We start from the raw sequence: 18,440 nt of genomic DNA on the forward strand, positions 1-18,440 counted from the left end.
CGGCCCTTGCAATGGGCGAATGAAGGAAGTTATTACAGCCGATACATGAGGCCACAAAGATGTAACAGCGGCGGCAAATGTAAATCGGTGTGAAGCGGCGGCGCTGCGGCCGGGGAAACGATGCGGGGAGTGCGGGGAATGCTGCAGGGGGCGATGCGGAAACGACAACCGGCCCGAAGGCCGGCGGGGTACTGCGGTGCAGCCGGCGACGGACCGGCTGCAGGAGATGAATCAGTCCAGCTTCCAGGCGTAGTCGACCTTGGTCCAGGTCTGGGCCGGTGCGCCGTCCTTGGTGCCCGGCTTGAACTTGCAGCCGCTCAGGCCCTTGATCAGCGCCTTGTCCAGGTTCTTGAAGCCGCTCGACTTGTCGACCTTGGAGTCGGTCACGGTGCCGTCAGCGCTGACCAGGAACGACGCCGAGGTCGTGCCCTGCTCTTCGTTCATCAGCGAGGCCTTCGGGTATTCGATCGCGCACTTCTTCGGGTCGAACGACGCCGGGACTTCGGCGGCGAAGGTCGAGGCGCAGGCGCCGGTCAGGGCCAGGGCTGCGAACAGCTTGACGGTCAGGTTTTTCATGTGATTTCCCCAGTAAGTTGATAAAGTTTTTCAGTCTCAAGCCGGCTCGCTCGCCGGCGCACTGCTTCAAATCCTAGAATTCTTCCCACTCGTCGTTGCCGACGGTCGCGGTGCTTTTCTTCGGCTTGGCGACGGTCTCTTCGCCGCCCTGGTCCGCTGCTTTCGCGGCGGCCTTCATGGCCGGTTTCTTCAGCGCCGGCGGGGCCGGACGCTTGGCTGCCGGACGCGCCACCACCGCGGTGGTGACTGCCGCCGGAGCAGCCGGTTCGAACTGGAACTGCTCGCCTTCTTCCAGCTTGAAGATGCTGACCACGCGCGCCAGTTCGCCGGCCTGGTCCTGCAGGCTCTGGGCGGCGGCTGCCGCTTCTTCCACCAGCGCGGCGTTCTGCTGGGTCATGCTGTCCATCTCGATGATCGACATGTTGACCTGCTCGATGCCGGCGCTCTGCTCGGCGCTGGCGTTGGCGATCTCGCTCATGATGTCGGTCACGCGGCGCACGCTGGACACCACTTCGTCCATCGTCACGCCGGCCTGGCCGACCAGCTTGGTGCCGCGCTCGACCTTCTCGACCGAGTCGCCGATCAGGGTCTTGATTTCTTTTGCCGCCGCTGCCGAACGCTGCGCCAGGTTACGCACTTCCGATGCCACGACCGCGAAGCCGCGGCCCTGTTCGCCGGCACGCGCCGCTTCCACCGCGGCGTTCAGCGCCAGGATGTTGGTCTGGAAGGCGATGCCGTCGATGACGCCGATGATGTCGGCGATCTTGCTGGCCGAGTTGTTGATCTCGCCCATGGTGCCCACCACTTGCGACACCACGTCGCCGCCCTTGCGGGCCACGTCCGAGGCGGTTGCCGCCAGGGCGTTCGCTTCACGGGCGTTGTCGGCGTTCTGCTTGACGGTCGAGGTCAGTTCTTCCATCGCCGACGCGGTCTTTTCCAGCGAGCTGGCCTGCAGTTCGGTACGCGAGGACAGGTCGATGTTGCCGGCCGCGATTTCACGCGAGGCGGTGCCGATGGTCTCGGTGCCGCGGCGCACCTGTTCGACGATGTCGACCAGGCTGTTGCGCATTTCCTTCATCTCGACCAGCAGGCTGCCGCGATCGGATTCCTTGGTCTCGATGGCGATCGACAGGTCGCCGTGGGCGATGCTGCCGGCGATCTTGGCGGTGTAGCCAGGCTCGGCGCCGAGCTGCTTGAGCAGGCTGCGGGTGATCACATACGCTGCCACGCCGCCCATCACGAGGGCCAGGGCCAGCAGCATCAGCATGAAGTTACGGGCGTTGACGAAGGCGGACTGGGCGTCGGTCGCGCTCTGCGCGTTCTGCTTCTCTTCCAGGACGGCCAGCTGGTCCAGCGCTTCGGTCCACTTCTTCTGGACCGGACGCACTTCCTTGATCATCACACGGGTCGCGTCCATGGCGTTGTTCGCCAGGTAGAGCTCAGCCGCCTTGGCGATCGCCGGCATGGCGGCCGCTTCGTGTTCCTTGATCTGGGCCAGCAGCTTCTTTTCGTTGTCGCTGGCGTGTTCCGCGAAGATGGCCGACAGCTTGCGCTGGGCTTCGTTGTATTTCTCGGTCTGGGCCTTGAACTTGTTCATTTCCGGCTCCATGTCGGCCGGGTCGGTCATCAGGGTCAGGACGCGCAGCGAAGCGACACGTTCGGCGACGTTATTGCGCATGTCGACCACCAGGGCGGTCGAGACGTTGTTCACGCTCACCACCTGGTCCAGGCGATCCTGGATCTGCGCCATGCGCAGGATGCCTACGACCGTCACCGCGACCAGCAGGACCAGCACCAGTGCAAAACCGAGCGCCAGGCGGGTGCCGACCTTCATGTTGTTCAAATTCATTCGCTTCTTCCCTGTGTATCTATTGATCGGACTCGCCCGGGGTGGAGTGCGCCGTGCGACGCATCGCAGAAGCTTGCTCAGCAGCTCTGCATATTTCCGACAGGATAAATCAAAACTTTGGGCCAACAGTCAGAAATTGTCCTGGCCATCCGATCTGTTTCGACGGAACAACAGCGTTGATGTCATGCAATCTCTGAATTAGAGGGAATTATCAGTTCTTACTTGCTATCGGGCAAGCTTAGAGCAACATTGCGTAGCAGAAATGTTAACAATGTGTGGCAATTTGCCGACAAGAAACGAAAAAGGGCGCGCCGGAGCACGCCCTCTTGATGACTAAAAGATAAATACTGCCGCAATCAGGCGGCGACCGGCATCTTCGCGGCGGCCTCCAGCAGCAGGCGCGGATCGCCTGCAGCGAGCTTCTTCGAATCCGACAGCACCTGGCGGAAAGCGCGCGCGCCCGGCAAACCGGTCATCAGGCCCAGCATGTGGCGGGTAATGCTGTTGAGCTTCAGGCCGAGAGGACCGTAGCGGCGCAACTGCTCTTCGATATACGGGATCATCGCTTCCAGCACCTCGGTGCGCGAGCGCGGCCGCCCTTCCTGCCCATAGAAGCGCGCATCCCAGTTCGCCATCACCCAGGGGTTGTGATAGGCCTCGCGGCCCAGCATCACGCCATCGACGTGTTCCAGGTGCAGGGCGATCTCGTCGTCGGATTTGACGCCGCCGTTGATCAGGATTTCCAGGTCGGGGAATTCGCGCTTGAGCTGGTAGGCCACTTCGTAGCGCAGCGGCGGGATCTCGCGGTTTTCCTTGGGCGACAGGCCCTTGAGCACGGCGTTGCGGGCGTGGACGATGAAGGTCTGGCAGCCGGCGTCGGCGATCGTGCCGACGAAGTCGCGCACGAAGCCGTACTCCTCGTTGTAGTCGATGCCGATGCGGTGCTTGACGGTGACGTCGATGGACACCGCGTCGCGCATGGCCTTGACGCAGTCGGCCACCAGCTGCGGCTCGCTCATCAGGCAGGCGCCGAAGGCGCCCTTCTGCACCCGCTCGGAGGGGCAGCCGCAATTCAGGTTGATCTCGTCGTAGCCATATTGTTCGCCCAGCTTGGCGCTCTTGGCCAGGTCGGCCGGATCGCTGCCGCCCAGCTGCAGGGCGACCGGATGCTCGACCTCGTCGTAGCGCAGGTGGCGTTCGACGTCGCCGTAGACCAGCGCGCCGGTGGTGACCATTTCGGTGTACAGCCAGGTGTGCTGGGTGATCTGGCGGTGGAAGACGCGGCAGTGGCGGTCGGTCCAGTCCATCATCGGCGCGACACTTAAGGTTCTCTTGCGGTATTTCATACTATCGACAAATTATCTGCTCAGTTCCAGACGAGGCTTGAACCCGGACCCTTGGCATCGCAATGGCCTTTCGTCCAGTCACTATCGAGGCCATTATACCTGCCGGCGGGGCGCTGGCTCCGCAGCACCCCGCCGGCCAATGGCTCAGATCGAGAACAGGTAATCCGCCAGCACCGTCGAGGATGTGCCGATGAGGCGCACGACTTCCATCAACTCGCCCGACGACACCTGGGCATCGGTCCCATCGGAAGTAAAGAGATAGGCCGCGCTGTCGCTGCCGTTGTCGACCACGAATAGCGCAGTCGCCCCCGCGGCATAGTTCGCGGCGGCGGAGCCGATGGCCAGCGCGGCGGACTCCGCGTCCAGCTCGCCCATGATGTTAGCCGTAAATATGACCAGTTCGGCACTGGCGCCGAATCCGCCTGCGCCGGAGCGGACCAGTCCGCCTTCGAGTGCTGCATCGCCATCGCCCACGCGGAACGCGCCCTGGACGATGCGGATCTTGTCCGCACCCGACACGAAATCGGTCACGGTATCCACGCCTGAGTCACTGTCCACGACGAACACGTCCTTGCCGGCGCCACCGGTCAGGATGTCCGCACCATGCCCCCCTGCGAGTACATTCGCCGCTCCATTGCCTTTGATCACGTTGTCCAGTGCATTGCCAGTGACATTGACAGCGAGCGTCGCGGCCGACGTGATGCTTGCGTTTTCGACGTTGTCGGCCAAGACGTAGTTTCCCTTGGCAGTGAACGCCACCTCGACCGTATCGACGCCTTCGCCGTCCAGCTCGACCACCATGTCCGTGGCGGCACTGACGACATAGCGGTCGTCGCCAAGGCCACCGGACATGAGGTCGGTGCCGGCGCCCCCGTCGAGCAAGTCCTCACCGTCCGTGCCGGTCAGAACGTCGTTGGCCGTGGTGCCCCGGTCCGCCAGTAGCTGTGCCAGCGTTTTGGTGGTGTCGGAGAAATCGACATGTTCGACGTTGCGCAGGGTAATGCTCTCGCCAGTGAGCTTATTCACCAGCATCAGGTCGGTCGCGTTGACGCGGGTGCGCGCGTAATCCGCATGCGCGCCCAGCACCTGCAGCCGGTCCTCGTCGGCGCCGCCATCGACGATGTCGGCGCCGGTGCCGGCCTGCAGGAGGTCGGCGCCGGCGCCGCCTTGCAAGCTGTCGTTTCCGATCCCGCCGAGCAGTGTGTCGTCGCCTGCTCCGCCGTCGAGGCTGTCGTTGCCGCTCCCCCCTTCAAGGAAATCGCTGCCGAGTGCTCCCGCAAGCCTGTCGTTGCCCGCCCCGCCGGCAAGCACGTTATCCATGCTGTTGCCGGTGCCTGCGAAGGCCTTGGCCCCCGCGTAGACGAGGTTCTCGACCTCGGCGCCGAGCGTATAGGACGCCAGGCTCGTGCGCACGGTATCGTCGCCACCGTCGACCGCCTCGATCACGAGATCCCCGACGATGTCGACGACATAGATGTCGTCACCGGCTCCGCCACTCATGCTGTCCTTGCCCCCGCGTCCATCGAGCAGGTCGTCACCGTTGCCGCCGGTGAGCGCATTGACCGCGGCATTACCGGTCAACACGTTGTCGAGTCCATTGCCGACCAGGTTGACGGCGCCCGTGCCAGTGACAATGGCATTCTCGACGTACACACCGAGGACGTAGGTTCCCGGCGCCTTGAATCCAAGTTCGACCGTATCGCGACCTCCCCCCGCCTCTTCCACCACCACGTCAGTGGCAAGGTCCAGCAGGTAATGGTCATCTCCGTCGCCGCCGCTGAGGTGGTCGCTACCCGCGCCGCCGTCCATCACATCGTCGCCCGCGGTGCCGACCAGGGTGTCGGCACCAACGCTGGCGACATTGTGGTGCAACTGGCTCAGGTCCACCGTACTCCATTCGCCGTAGGCATGTTCAACCAGTTCGACGTCACGCATGGTGATGCGCACCTTGAGCGCTTCGTTGATCAGGATGGTATCGGTCAGGTTCGGACGCTGGATGACATAGTCCTCGAGCGCCCCCTCGAGCAGCAGCGTATCGGTGCCGGCGCCGCCGTTGACCACATCGATACCTGTCCCGGGGAACAGCAAGTCGTCGCCGTCGCCACCATCGAGGGTGTCGTTCCCTGTCCAGCCGGTCAGGAGATCATTGCCGAGCCCGCCGAAGAGCTTGTCGTCGCCCCCGTTCTCGCTGCCCGAGATATGGTTGCCCAGCGTATTGCCGGTTCCGGAGAAGCCCTTCGTCCCGGTATAGAACAGTCCCTCGACGTCGGCTCCCAGGATATAGGCGGCCAGCGAGGTCAGCACCGTGTCGTGACCTGCGCCAGCCTCTTCGCGCACGATCTCGCCGACGGCATCGACGACGTAGGTGTCATTGCCGGCACCACCAACCAGGGTATCCTTGCCGGCGCCGCCGTCAAGGAGATCCCGTCCGTCACCGCCTTCGAGCACGTTCGCGGCTCCATTTCCGATGAGGATGTTATCGAGCGCATTGCCGATCAGGTTGACGGCCACGCCCGCGCCTGCGACGACCGTGGCCCTTTCCACATGCTGGCCGAGGGTGTACACCCCCTTGACCGTGTAGGCGACATCGACCTGGTCGATGCCCTCGCCTTCGCGCTCGATGACCGTATCGCCCGTGCTATTGACCACGTAGCGGTCGTTCCCCAGTCCACCCGCCATGCTGTCATTGCCCAGTCCGCCGTCGATCAGGTCGTTTCCGGTGCCGCCCTCGAGCACGTCATCTCCCGCGCTCGGCAGGTTGACCTGGACCTGGGCGATGGTCTTGATGCCGTCGTCGAACCTTATCTGCTCGACGTTGCGAAGCGTATAGGTCTCGCCAGTCGTCTTCCGCACGAGGACCGTGTCGGTCGCGTTCGGGCGCGCGCGCTCGTAGTCGGCAAAGTCGCCGCCCATCACAGCGAGGTCGTCGCCGGCGCCGCCATCCATGACATCGCTGCCGGCCTCGCCTTGCAGCACGTCATTCCCGTCGCCACCAAGCAACGTGTCGTTGCCAGCGCCGCCAAACAGCCTGTCGTCGCCGGCGCCGCCGTCGAGACCGTCATTGCCTTCATGTCCAAAGAGCCAGTCGTTGCCGCCCTTGCCCGCCAGCTTGTCGGCACCGCTGCCGCCACGAAGCTCGTTAGCCTGCTCGTTCCCGGTGCCGGCAAACGCCTGGCTGCCCGAATACACCAGGTTCTCGACGTTTGCCGCGAGGGTCAGGCTCGCGAGTGCCGTGCGTACCGTGTCGCGGCCGCCGTCGACGGCTTCCACCACCACGTCGGTCGCCACGTCGACCACGTACACATCGTCGCCGCCCCCGCCGACCATGGTGTCCTTACCGGCCTTGCCGTCGAGGATGTCGTTGCCCTCCCCGCCTATCAGGGTATTTGCGCCGCCATTTCCGATTAGTTCATTGTCCAGGGCATTGCCGGTCAGGTGGACCGCCATCGTTCCCGCGGAAAGGACCTGCGCATGCTCGACATGCGCGGGCAGCTGGTACGTGCCTGGCGCGCTGAATGCCACCTCTACGCGGTCGATTCCCTGTTCCGCCAATTCGACCACGATGTCGTCGGGGCGGTCGACGCGGTACGAGTCGTCGCCCCTTCCGCCGGCGAGGGTGTCGCGTCCGATCGTGCCCACGAGCCGGTCCTGACCGGACTCCACCGCATCGCTGGTGAAGCTGGACGTAAAACCGCGCCCGTCCACGAAACTCGCACGCACCGTGATCGCCTGCCCGATGAGGGTCGGGGTCACGAGCAGCGTCGTACCGGTCGCGCCCTGGACCGGCACGCCATCGGCAAGCCATTGCAGGGTGGCGCGCGCCAGGCCGTCAGCGTCGATGCGCAGGTAGGTGGCGCTCAAGGTCTCGCCAGGCGAGACCTTGCCGGAAATCGACAGCTGGACTGCGGCGGGGCTGTCGGGCGCCAGCTGCTCCAGCGCGCGGATGCTGTCGTGCCGCATGTTGATGGCTGCTGCGGCCGTTGCCATGCTCACGACACCGGCGAGATACGCGCGCCCCAGATCCATGGCGTCCCATCCGTTGTACGACGCGGTTTCCCGCACGGTGTCGATCGACGCCGTGAATAGTCCCGCGGCCCCCACCTTGGCATTCAGGACGACGGCGTCATTGCCCTGCGCACTTCGGGCAAGGGTGTGGATGAGATCTGGCAGGTTCAACTGGCCGTTTGCCAGCAGGCCGCTCCAGAATGCGAGTCCGGCGGCATCAGGATCGCGGCCAAACAGGGTTTGGTAGACGCGCGCCACGTTCTCCTGCGCCGTCCCGTCATACAGGCGTGCGAATTCGAGCGAGCCGGTCAGTGAGGCCCGCAGCGCCGCCAACGCGGACGGCAGGCCGGACTGCGCCGCTTCGCCCATCCAATGGACCAGGACGGCGGGTTCGGCAGGACGTCCGAGGAAAGTCACGAAAAGCTGCTGCATGGCCTGGAAGCCGCTGTCGGACCGCACGATTGGCGCCGGCGTGACCGGTGAGGCCTGCACCGCTTCCAGGTTCCCCTGCCCGTCCGTATAGCGTGCGGCGACGCTGATCGAACGCGCGGCCATGTCCTCGGTCAGCACCAGGCTTGCCCCCGTGGCGCCATCGATCGGCTGGCCGTCGGCATACCACTGAAAATCGAAGGAGCCCAGGCCATCCGGATCCGCCAGCTCCGGCACGGCCGTCAGCACTTGCCCGATCTCCGCCCGGCCCTCGATGCGGACTTCGCCGGTCGGCGAGGCATTGGGAATGACCGGCACGCCTTCCTGCAGTTCGCCGATTGTCATTCCATCGCCGGCAAAAAGGACGTACTCGACGTTGCGCAGGACGACCGTATCCGACGTGGATGTGTGACGCAGGACGGTATCGGTGGCATTGGGCCGGGACACCTGGTACGCATCGAATGCATGGTCGAGGATCACGCGGTCCCATCCGGCGCCGCCGTCGGCCAGGTCGCGTCCGCTTCCGGCGAGCAGCGTGTCGTCGCCTGCGCCGCCCAGCAGCACGTCGTCGCCCGCGGCGCCATACAACACATCGCGCCCCGCGCCGCCGTCGAGGACATTGGCGCCATTGTTTCCCACGAGTTCGTTGGCGAGCTCATTTCCGCTCAGATTGCCGGCGGCAAAACCGGCCAGCCTGCCGTCTTCCACATTGGCGGGCAACACATAACTGGAGCCGCCTGGAAGCGACACCATGACCCTGTCGGCACCCTGGGAGGCCTGCTCGACGACGATGTCGCCCGGATGGTTGACGGTATAGATATCGATGCCGGCGCCGCCAGCGAGCGTATCCGCCCCGGCTGTCCCCTCATGGTAGTCCTGCGCCTCGATCGGACGGCTGGTGAGGGTTTCAAGGAAACCGCGGCCGTCCGTATAACTGACCCGCACCGTGATCGCCTTGCCGAGCTCGGCTTCGGTGATGCGGAAGCTCGGGTCGCTGGCGCCGGCGATATCGCTGCCATCCGCCATCCACTGGTAATGCAGGGGCCCCACGCCATCCGCATCCGTGAACGTCGGTGAGATGGACAACAGATTACCGACACCGAAAGTCCCGCTCATCCCATAGCTGGCGCGCATCGGATGGTTCGGTTCGAGCGCGTGCAAGGCCATGATGGCGTCCCCGATCCCGGCGATGGCAGCCGTGGAGGAAGCTTCATCGCCAATCGTTGCCAGGTAATCGCGGGCTTCGTCGAATGCTTCGTAGCCGGCAAAGACATCGCCCGCGTCTGCGGCAGCGCCCGTATAGGCTTCGGCGACGCGGAGCTTGTTCGCCAGGACCTCGCGGTCAAGGCCTTGCGCGCCGGCCGCGACCGTCTCGGCCAGGTCGGCGATGGAGAGCGTCCCGCTCGCAAGCTGGCCGCTGAAGAACTCGATCGCGGCGGTGTCCGGCTCGCGGCCGAAAAGCGTTTGGAAGACCAGCTGCACGGCTGCCGCTGGAGTCTTGCCGGCATACAGCGCGGCAAACTCACTGGAAGCGAGCAGGGTTTCCTTCAGCACCTCCAGGCCGCCCTCTCCCGCCGTAGCAAGGCGCTCGATCCAGTCCTGAAATGCCGCGGGATCGGCGGGCCGTCCGAGGCAGCTGACGAACATGCGCTCGATGGCCTGGCCCGCCGACGACATCGACACCACACCGCTCAGTTCGCTGTTCACGCTGACGACAGCGCCCCGGCCGTCGATGAAGGCAGCCTCGACCCACACGGTCTTGCCGCCATGCGCCTCGGACAGGACCAGCGACGGACCGCTCACACCGTCGACCAGGCGTCCCCCCACATACCACCGGTAGCTGACGGGTCCCATGCCGTCGGCATCGTACAGATCGTGCGCGGCAAGGACAGTTCCTCCGACAGCGAGCATTCCCTCGATATGCACGGTCCCGGAAGCCTGCGCGTTCGCCGGCAGCGCCGCCATCTGCGTCATCAGCTCCGCCAAGGAAGCGACGGCTTGTTGCGCGGTTTCAGGACCGGTGACGGCATCCAGAAACGACAATGCCATGCTTGCGTCGGCCCGCCCATAAAGGCCGGAGCTGCCGGCGAGCGCTTCGGTGAACGACATCGCGGCATCCAACTTGCTCTCGTACGCGAGTTTGTCGGCCCCTTGCGCGCCGGTCACGAGCGCATTGGCCAGCGCGGCCGGAGTCATGCTGCCCTGCTCCAGGGCGTGCGACCAGAACGCGAGCCCGGCCGCGTCGGCGCCATGGCCGAACAGCTGCCGGTACAGATGTTCGACGACCTGCTCGTTGGTCTTGCCGGCAAGCCGGACGACGAACTCGGCCGAGCTCCCGAAAAAATCATGCCCCAGGTCATCGATTCCATGCTCGAGCGCACCTTCCATGTTGGTCGTCCAGTTGCTCAGTTCGAATGTATTTGCCGGTCGACCATAATAGGTGACGAACATAGCTTGCGCCATGCGCGCCGCAGTCGATGAGGAAGGCTCGACAGTGCTTTCGCTGGTATTGGAAATGACGGCGTCGGCTGGCGCCGGGGAAGAAACAGTAGCGGACATGGGAGTGAGTAGAGGGAGGGCTGTCGTCAAGTGGGGAGACTCTCCATTGCCGAAATTGCAATAGAGAAACATTATTGAGCGATGGTAACATGCTCCAAATCGGTGAATGTCCGGGAGTTGCGGAAAAACCGCAGTAATGAGGGCGATATCCGCTACTTCGTATTCCTGAGCACCGGCAGGTTATCAAGATCGCCATGGCGCAGGGGCCTTATTCATCTACTCCATGTATTTTTGCCAACGGGAAATTTTTTGCTGCATATGTGTATTGCTCGAGCTGCCCCGGCGTTACAATCCGTGGTGTGCACACCACTGATTCAGCAACTGGCCCTGCAAGCCCGCCACCGCCCGCCGCGCAAACCGGCGGCGTGGGCGACGTCGCGCGCGCGGCCGGCCCGGCACACCCAGTGCTCGCCATCATGCAGCCCTACTTCCTGCCCTACATCGGCTACTTCCAGCTGATCGCCGCCAGCGACGTGTTCGTCGTCTACGACAACATCAAGTACACCAAGAAGGGCTGGATCAACCGCAACCGCATGCTGCGCAACGGCGAGGACGCGATGTTCTCGCTGCCGCTGCAGGCCGGCGCCGACCAGCTGGACGTGGTCGAGCGCTTCCTCGCCGCCGGCAAGGAGCGTCACAAATGGCTGGCCCAGCTCAAGGGCGCCTACGGCCGCGCCCCCCATTACGCACAGACCCTGCCGCTGCTGGAGCGCATCGCCGCCTGCCCCGAGGACAAGCTGTTCCGCTTCCTGCACGCGGCCCTGTTGGCCACCTGCGAACACCTGGCGATCACGACGCCGATCCGCGTGTCCTCGACCGTGAACATCGACCACGGCCTGAAAAGCCAGGACAAGGTGCTGGCGCTGTGCGAGGCGCTGGGGGCGCGCAGCTATGTCAATCCCATCGGCGGCACGGAGCTCTACGCGCGCGAGGATTTCGCCGCGCGCGGCATCGATTTGCGCTTCCTGCGCGTCCGGCCGCTCGACTATCCCCAGCTGGACGGCAAGCCCCACGTGCCCTGGCTGTCGATCGTCGACGTCCTCATGTTCAACCCGCTCGACACGGTGCGCGCCTGGGTGCGTACCCACTACGACCTGATCTAGCCTATGTACAAATGGATAAAACTGGGGAAGGTGTTCACCCCGCAGGACGTACCCGACCGGCCCTGGCTCAAGGAATTCGCCCAGGCCCCCGCCACCCTGGTGTGCGACGATTACGTGCGCGTGTATTTCTCCTGCCGCCCGGCTCCGGATGCGAACGGCCAGTACGTCAGCTACTCGAGCTGGGTCGACCTCGACCGGCGCGACCTCACCCGCGTGCTGCGCGTGGCCGAGCAGCCCATCCTGGCGCTGGGCGACCTGGGCGAGTTCGACGAATTCGGCACCTATCCGGTCTCGGTGACCCGCGAAGGCGATGAGGTGCGCGCCTACTACGCCGGCTGGACGCGCTGCGAGTCGGTCCCCTTCAATACCGCCATCGGCATGGCCACCAGCCTGGATGGCGGCGCGACGTTCAGGAAAGCCGGACGCGGCCCGGTGCTGCCCTATACCCTGGACGAACCCTTCGTGCTGAGCGGACCGAAAGTGCGCCGCTTCGAAGGCCAGTGGCAGCTGTTCTACATCGCCGGGCGCAAGTGGAAGCTGGTCGAGGGCCGCGCCGAGCCGGTCTACAAGATCCGCATGGCGACATCAAGCGACGGCGTCCACTGGACCAAGTTGAACCGCGACCTGGTCGAGAGCCGCATCGAGGACGACGAAGCCCAGGCCAGCCCGGACGTCATTTACGCCAAGGGCAAGTACCACATGTTCTTCTGCTACCGCTACAGCAGCAACTACCGCGGCAAGCAGTTCGGCTACCGCATCGGCTATGCCTCCAGCACCGACCTGAAACACTGGACGCGCGACGACGCCAGGGCCGGCCTGGACGTCTCGGCGGAAGGCTGGGACGACGAGATGGTCAGCTACCCGCATGTGTTCGAACTCGATGGCCGCATCTACATGGCCTACCTCGGCAACGGCGTCGGCCGCTACGGCTTTGGCCTGGCGGTGCTGGACGGCGAACTGGAGTGACAGCATGAAGTGGACCAAACTCGGCAAGATCTTCGACCCGTCCCAGCACACGCTTCCCAACGGTTGCGAGCTGTTCGCGCAATCGCCCCAGACCCTCGTCTGCGACGAGCACGTGCGCATCTATTTCTCCACCCGCGCCAAGGACGCCAGCGGCAAGTTCCTCAGCCATGTGGCCTATGTCGACATGGACCGCAGCCTGTCGGCCATCCTGCGCGTGGCCGACCACACGGTGCTGCCGCTGGGCGAACTGGGCGCCTTCGACGAGCACGGGATCTTCCCCATCAATGTGCTGCGCCACGGCGGCCAGGTGCTGGCCTACACCACCGGCTGGAACCGTCGCGTGTCGGTCTCGGTCGATACCGCGATCGGCCTGGCCGTCAGCAAGGACGAGGGCCGCACTTTCCAGCGCCTGGGCAGCGGCCCGGTGCTGGCCCAGTCGCTGCACGAGCCCTGCCTGGTGGGCGACGGCTTCGTCCTGCACGCGGGCGGCCAGTTCCACATGTGGTACATCTTCGGCACCGGCTGGAAGCGCTATAGCGCGGACGCGGCGCCCGACCGCACGTATAAGATCGGGCACGCGACCTCGCCCGACGGCATCCACTGGACCAAGGAAGAAGCACGGCAAATCGTCGCCGACCGCCTGGGCCCGGACGAGAGCCAGGCCCTGCCCACCGTGGTCGAGGTCGACGGCCGCTGGCACATGTTCTTCTGCTACCGCCAGTCCTTCGACTTCCGCAGCAATCCGGACCGCGGCTACCGCATCGGCCACGCCTGGTCCGACGACCTGGTGGACTGGACCCGCGACGACGACATGATCCCCCTCGCCGTCGAGCCGGGCGCCTGGGACGGCGAGATGCAGTGCTATCCCCACGTCTTCAAGCTGGACGGCAAGGTCTATTTGCTCTACAACGGCAATGCCTTCGGGCGCGACGGCTTCGGCCTGGCGGTGCTGGAGCCATGAACCTGGTCGACCTGCGCCGCGACAGCGCCTCGGCCGCCCAGGTCGAGGCCCTGCTGCGCGCCTGCGACGCGGCCTTCGTGCCGCCGCTCAGCAGGCGGGTGGCGCTCGGCGCCTATGCCGCCAAGCTTGCGGGACAGGCGCGCCTGCTCGAGGCATGGCAGGATGAGGCCTTGATCGGCCTGGTGGCGATCTACTGCAACGACCCCGGCGGCGTGGCCTATGTCAGCAATGTCAGCGTGGCGCCCGGCCATGCGCGGCGCGGCATCGCCGGCCGGCTGTTGCACGAGGCGCTCGATGTGGCGCTCCGGAGCGGCATGCGCGAAGCCGCGCTCGAGGTGGGCACGGACAACGCCGCCGCCGTCGCGCTGTACCGGAAACACGGCTTCGCCGAGGATGGCGAAGCAAACCAGGACCGCATGCTGCGCATGCGCCTGCCCCTACTACTGGAACGACCATGACCAACGACCGCGACTACAACGCCGAAGCAAAAGACAGCCAGGGCCACCAGTACGCCTACGGCTTCGACTTCGATGTCATGCACCCCTACATGCTGCAGAGCTTCCAGCCCTTCTTCCGCCCCGGCAGCCTGCTGGAACTGGGCTGCTTCCAGGGTGCGCTGACGCGCCGCCTGCTGGCCCACTTCGACGACGTCACCTGCGTCGAGGCCTCGAGCGAGGCGCTGGACGCGGCGCGCGCGCTGGTCGGCGACAAGGCGACCTTCTTCCACGCGCGCTTCGAGGAGGTCCAGCTGCCGCGCCGCTACGACAACATCGTGCTGACCCATGTGCTGGAGCACCTGGACGACGCGGTCGGCCTGCTGCGCCGGATCAACGACGAATGGCTGGCGCCGGGCGGCCGTCTGTTCCTGGTATGCCCGAACGCCAACGCGCCCTCGCGCCAGATCGCGGTCAAGATGGGCCTGATCGAGCACAACGCGGCCGTCACCCCGGCCGAGCTCGACCACGGCCACCGCCGCACCTACAGCCTCGACACGTTGGAACGCGACGCCGTCGCCGGCGGCCTGGCGGTGCGCCACCGCTCCGGCATCTTCTTCAAGGCGCTGGCCAACTTCCAGTGGGACCGCCTGCTCCAGACCGACATCATCTCGCCGGCCTACCTGGACGGCTGCTACGCCCTGGGCCAGCACTACCCGGACCTGTGCGCCAGCATCTTCCTGCTGTGCGAGCAGGGTCCCTCGACCAAACAATCCTGAGCCGCCATGAGCAACCTCCCTGCCAGCATCACCCACCCCGAGATCGAGCAGCACCGCAAGGCCGTGCGCAACAGCCCGCGCAACGCCCAGGCCCACGCCCTGCTCGGCCTGGCCCTGCAGCGCCACGGCATGCTGGCCGAGGCCGTGGCCAGCCAGCGCCGCGCGCTCGAGCTCGACCCCAAGCTGACCGGCCTGTACGCCGTGCTGGGCCCCGCCCTGTTCGACCTGAAGCGCTACCCGGAATCGGTCGAGAGCTACCGCCGCGCGGTGGCGCTGCAGCCGAACGAGCCCGAGCTGCGCAAGGGCCTGTCGGATGCGCTGCGCCATGCCGGCCAGCTGCCGCAGGCGCTGGAACAGGCGCAGCAGGCGCTGGCGCTCCGCCCGGACGACCTCGACCTGCTCTTCACCCTGGCCGCCTGCCAGCACGGCATGCGCGACCATGCGGCGGCCGCCGACACCTTCGGGCGCGTGCTGGAACTCGTGCCCGACCACGTCAATGCGCGCCTGGACCTGGGCCAGTGCCTGCTGCACCTGCACCGGCACGACGCGGCCGAAGCGGCCTATCGCGGCGTGATCGCGCGCGACCCCGGCCACGTGCGCGCCCACATCAGCCTGGGCAGCACCCTGCGCGAACTACGCCGTTTCGACGAAGCGGTCAGCTGCTTCGAACGCGCGCTGGAGCTCGATCCGCAGCACGCGGACGCGCTCTACGAACTGGGCGTGGCCCTGCAGCTGCAGGGCAAGATCGGCCCGGCCCGCGCCGTGCTGGAGCAAGGCCTGGCGCTGGCCCCCGACCATGAACTGATCCTGCGCGCGCTGGCGCACAGCTGCTTCGAGCTGGGTCAGTGGGAGCAGGCGCTGGCGCACGCGCGCCGCGGCCTGGAGGTGGCGCCCAGTCCCACCTCGCACAGCGCCATGCTGTTCATCCTCAGCCACTGCTGCAACGACGGCGCCCAGCTCACCGCCGAGCACTTCGAATTCAGCCGGCGCTGGGAGCAGCCCCTCAGCGCGCTGCGCCAGCCGCACGCCAACCCGCGCGACCCCAACAAGCGCCTGAACATCGGCATCGTCTCGGCCGACCTGTACCACCATGCGGTGACGCGCTTCATCGAGCCGATCATGTCGCTGCTGAAGGACAGCCAGCAACTGCGCCTGCACGTCTACTACAACAACACGGTCAGCGACGAGATGACCGGCCAGCTGCGCGGCTACGTGGCCGAGTGGCGCCAGATCGCCCACCTCGAGGACGACGCGGTCGAGCGCATGATCCGCGAGGACGGCATCGACATCCTGATCGACCTGAACGGCCACTCGGCGCGCAACCGCCTGGCGCTGTTCGCACGCAAGCCGGCGCCGGTGCAGGCCAGCTGGATCGGCTATGCCGGCACCACGGGCCTGGAAGCCATGGATTACTACCTGTCCGACCAGTTCCACCTGCCGGAAGGCCGCTACGACGAGCAGTTCTCGGAAAAGATCGTGCGCCTGCCGCTGTCGGCGCCCTTCATGCCCGACCCGAACGCGCCGCCGGTGAACGACTTGCCGGCCCGGACCAACGGCTACCTGACCTTCGCCAGCTTCCACCGCACGAGCAAGGTCAGCCGCGACGTGATCGCGCTCTGGGCCAAGCTGCTGCGCTCCCTGCCGACCTCGAAGATGCTGCTGGGCGGCCTGCAGCAGGGCACCGACGACACCCTGCTCGGCTGGTTCGACGAGGAAGGCATCGCGCGCGAACGCCTGATCCTGCGCGAGCGCACCACGGTGCACGGTTACCTGACCCAGCACCACGAGGTCGACATCTGCCTCAGTCCCTTCCCCTACTCCGGCTCGACCACGATCTGCCACGCGCTGTGGATGGGCGTGCCGACCCTGGCCACGATCGGCCCGACCAACCCGAGCCACTCGGCGGTCTGCTACCTGGCCCACCTGGGCCTGAGCTCCTTCATCGCCGACGACGAAGAGACCTTCCTGCGCCTGGGCGCCTTCCTGAACGAGAACCTGGACACCCTGGCCGCCCTGCGCGCCAGCATGCGCGAGCGCTTCACCAATTCGGTGGTGGGCTATCCGGGCGTGGCCGCGGCCAGCGTGGAGTACGCGCTGCGCCTGATGTGGCTGCACTGGTGCGAGGGCCAGCCGGCTGCCCCGCTACGGGTGCGCCTGTCGGACCTCACCGACGGCTCCGAACAAGGAGAAGCCCAATGAAGACCATCCGGACCCGCGCCGACCTGGCCGTGAACGGCGCCGCGCCGGCTTTTGAAGAACTGCTGCACGTGGGCCGGCCGAACATCGGCGACCGCGAGGCCTTCCTGCGTTATGCGAACGACATCTTCGACCGCCGCTGGCTGAGCAACGACGGCCCGCTGCTGCAGGAATTCGAGGCGCGCATCGCCGCCCACCTGGGCGTGCGCCACTGCGTCGCCATGTGCAACGGCACCATCGCGCTCGAGATCGCGATCCGGGCCATGGGCCTGCAGGGCGAGGTCATCGTGCCTTCATACACCTTCGTGGCCACCGCCCACGCGCTGCAGTGGCAGGGCATCACGCCGGTGTTCGCCGACGTCGACCCGGCCACTCACAATATCTCGCCCGAGGCGGTGCGGCGCATGATCACCCCGCGCACCACCGGCATCATCGGGGTGCACCTGTGGGGCCGCGCGGCCCCGGTCGAGGAGCTGCAGGCGATCGCCGACGAGCACAAGCTGGGCCTGCTGTACGACGCCGCCCACGCCTTCTCGTGCACCCACCAGGGCAAGATGATCGGCAACTTCGGCGCCTGCGAAGTGCTGAGCTTCCATGCCACCAAGTTCTTCAACAGCTTCGAGGGCGGCGCCGTGGTCACCAACGACGACGCCCTGGCCGACCGCATGCGCCTGATGCGCAACTTCGGCTTCTCGGGCCTGGACCAGGTCAGCCACCCCGGCACCAACGGCAAGATGATCGAGATCGCCGCCGCAATGGGCCTGGTCAACCTGGACGCCATCGACGAGGTGATCGCCGCCAACCGCGCCAATTACGACTGCTACCGCGCGGTGCTGGCCGATCTCCCGGGCGTGCGCCTGATCGACTACGACGCGGGCGAGCGCAACAACTACCAGTATGTGATCCTGGAGGTGGCCCCGGACTGCGCCGCCGGCCGCGACGAGATCGTCACCGCCCTGCGCGCCGAGAACATCATGGCGCGCCGCTACTTCTGGCCCGGCTGCCACAAGATGGAGCCCTACCGCTCGCTGTTCCCGCATGCCAGGCTGGTGCTGCCCGACACCGAGCGGGTCGCCGCCAGCGTGATCGTGCTGCCGACCGGGCAGACCATGGACGCGGACAAGATCGCGGTCGTGGCCCAGGTGATCCGGACCGTCATCGGGGGCGCTTGAGGTTTTCGATTTAACAATGTCTTGGGGCGTGGCTTCTCCACTTTAGAGGGAGCCGCGCCCTTGTT

The 18,440-nt window shown here is 65.9% G+C and carries 11 protein-coding genes; 7 read left to right on the forward strand and 4 right to left on the reverse strand.

What is annotated here, in order from left to right; genetic code table 11:
- Nucleotides 1–231: 231 nt before the first annotated feature.
- The 4 genes from KBW98_RS12630 to KBW98_RS12645 form a co-directional block, all read right to left on the reverse strand.
- Complete coding sequence (locus KBW98_RS12630; protein ID WP_211520497.1) at nt 232–576, reverse strand: energy transducer TonB; 345 nt, start codon at nt 574–576, stop codon at nt 232–234.
- A 73-nt stretch (nt 577–649) separates the two neighbouring features.
- Nucleotides 650–2,425: a methyl-accepting chemotaxis protein gene (locus KBW98_RS12635; RefSeq protein ID WP_229429155.1), complete on the reverse strand. Its 1,776-nt coding sequence runs from the start codon at nt 2,423–2,425 to the stop codon at nt 650–652.
- 356 nt (nt 2,426–2,781) lie between these two features.
- Nucleotides 2,782–3,771, reverse strand: a complete 990-nt coding sequence (dusA, locus tag KBW98_RS12640) for a tRNA dihydrouridine(20/20a) synthase DusA (RefSeq protein WP_211520498.1) — start codon at nt 3,769–3,771, stop codon at nt 2,782–2,784.
- A 144-nt stretch (nt 3,772–3,915) separates the two neighbouring features.
- On the reverse strand, nt 3,916–10,656 hold the full coding sequence (locus KBW98_RS12645) for a DUF4214 domain-containing protein (protein ID WP_211520499.1): 6,741 nt from the start codon (nt 10,654–10,656) through the stop codon (nt 3,916–3,918).
- A gap of 473 nt (nt 10,657–11,129) precedes the next feature.
- Between KBW98_RS12645 and KBW98_RS12650 the strand changes: the two genes are divergently transcribed.
- The 7 genes from KBW98_RS12650 to KBW98_RS12680 are packed head-to-tail and all read left to right on the forward strand — an operon-like array spanning nt 11,130 to nt 18,375.
- Nucleotides 11,130–11,867, forward strand: coding sequence for a WbqC family protein (locus KBW98_RS12650; protein ID WP_373888936.1), 738 nt, complete (start codon nt 11,130–11,132; stop codon nt 11,865–11,867).
- Nucleotides 11,868–11,870: 3 nt separating this feature from the next.
- On the forward strand, nt 11,871–12,833 hold the full coding sequence (locus tag KBW98_RS12655) for a hypothetical protein (RefSeq protein WP_211520500.1): 963 nt from the start codon (nt 11,871–11,873) through the stop codon (nt 12,831–12,833).
- Nucleotides 12,834–12,837: 4 nt separating this feature from the next.
- Complete coding sequence (locus KBW98_RS12660; RefSeq protein WP_211520501.1) at nt 12,838–13,794, forward strand: hypothetical protein; 957 nt, start codon at nt 12,838–12,840, stop codon at nt 13,792–13,794.
- A complete protein-coding gene (locus KBW98_RS12665; RefSeq protein WP_211520502.1) occupies nt 13,791–14,252 on the forward strand; it encodes a GNAT family N-acetyltransferase in 462 nt (153 codons plus the stop codon). The genes KBW98_RS12660 and KBW98_RS12665 overlap by 4 nt, the downstream gene beginning before the upstream one ends.
- Nucleotides 14,249–15,007 (forward strand): bifunctional 2-polyprenyl-6-hydroxyphenol methylase/3-demethylubiquinol 3-O-methyltransferase UbiG, encoded by a 759-nt coding sequence (locus KBW98_RS12670; RefSeq protein ID WP_211520503.1) that lies wholly within the window; start codon nt 14,249–14,251, stop codon nt 15,005–15,007. The genes KBW98_RS12665 and KBW98_RS12670 overlap by 4 nt, the downstream gene beginning before the upstream one ends.
- A gap of 6 nt (nt 15,008–15,013) precedes the next feature.
- Nucleotides 15,014–17,206, forward strand: coding sequence for a glycosyltransferase family 41 protein (locus KBW98_RS12675; protein WP_211520504.1), 2,193 nt, complete (start codon nt 15,014–15,016; stop codon nt 17,204–17,206).
- Entirely contained in the window at nt 17,203–18,375 is a 1,173-nt protein-coding gene (locus KBW98_RS12680) for a DegT/DnrJ/EryC1/StrS aminotransferase family protein (RefSeq protein WP_211520505.1), read from the forward strand. Before KBW98_RS12675 ends, KBW98_RS12680 begins: the two co-directional genes overlap by 4 nt.
- The last annotated feature ends 65 nt before the right edge of the window (nt 18,376–18,440 follow it).

It is taken from the genome of Massilia sp. ST3, from assembly GCF_018119405.1.
Taxonomy (GTDB): Bacteria; Pseudomonadota; Gammaproteobacteria; order Burkholderiales; family Burkholderiaceae_D; genus Telluria.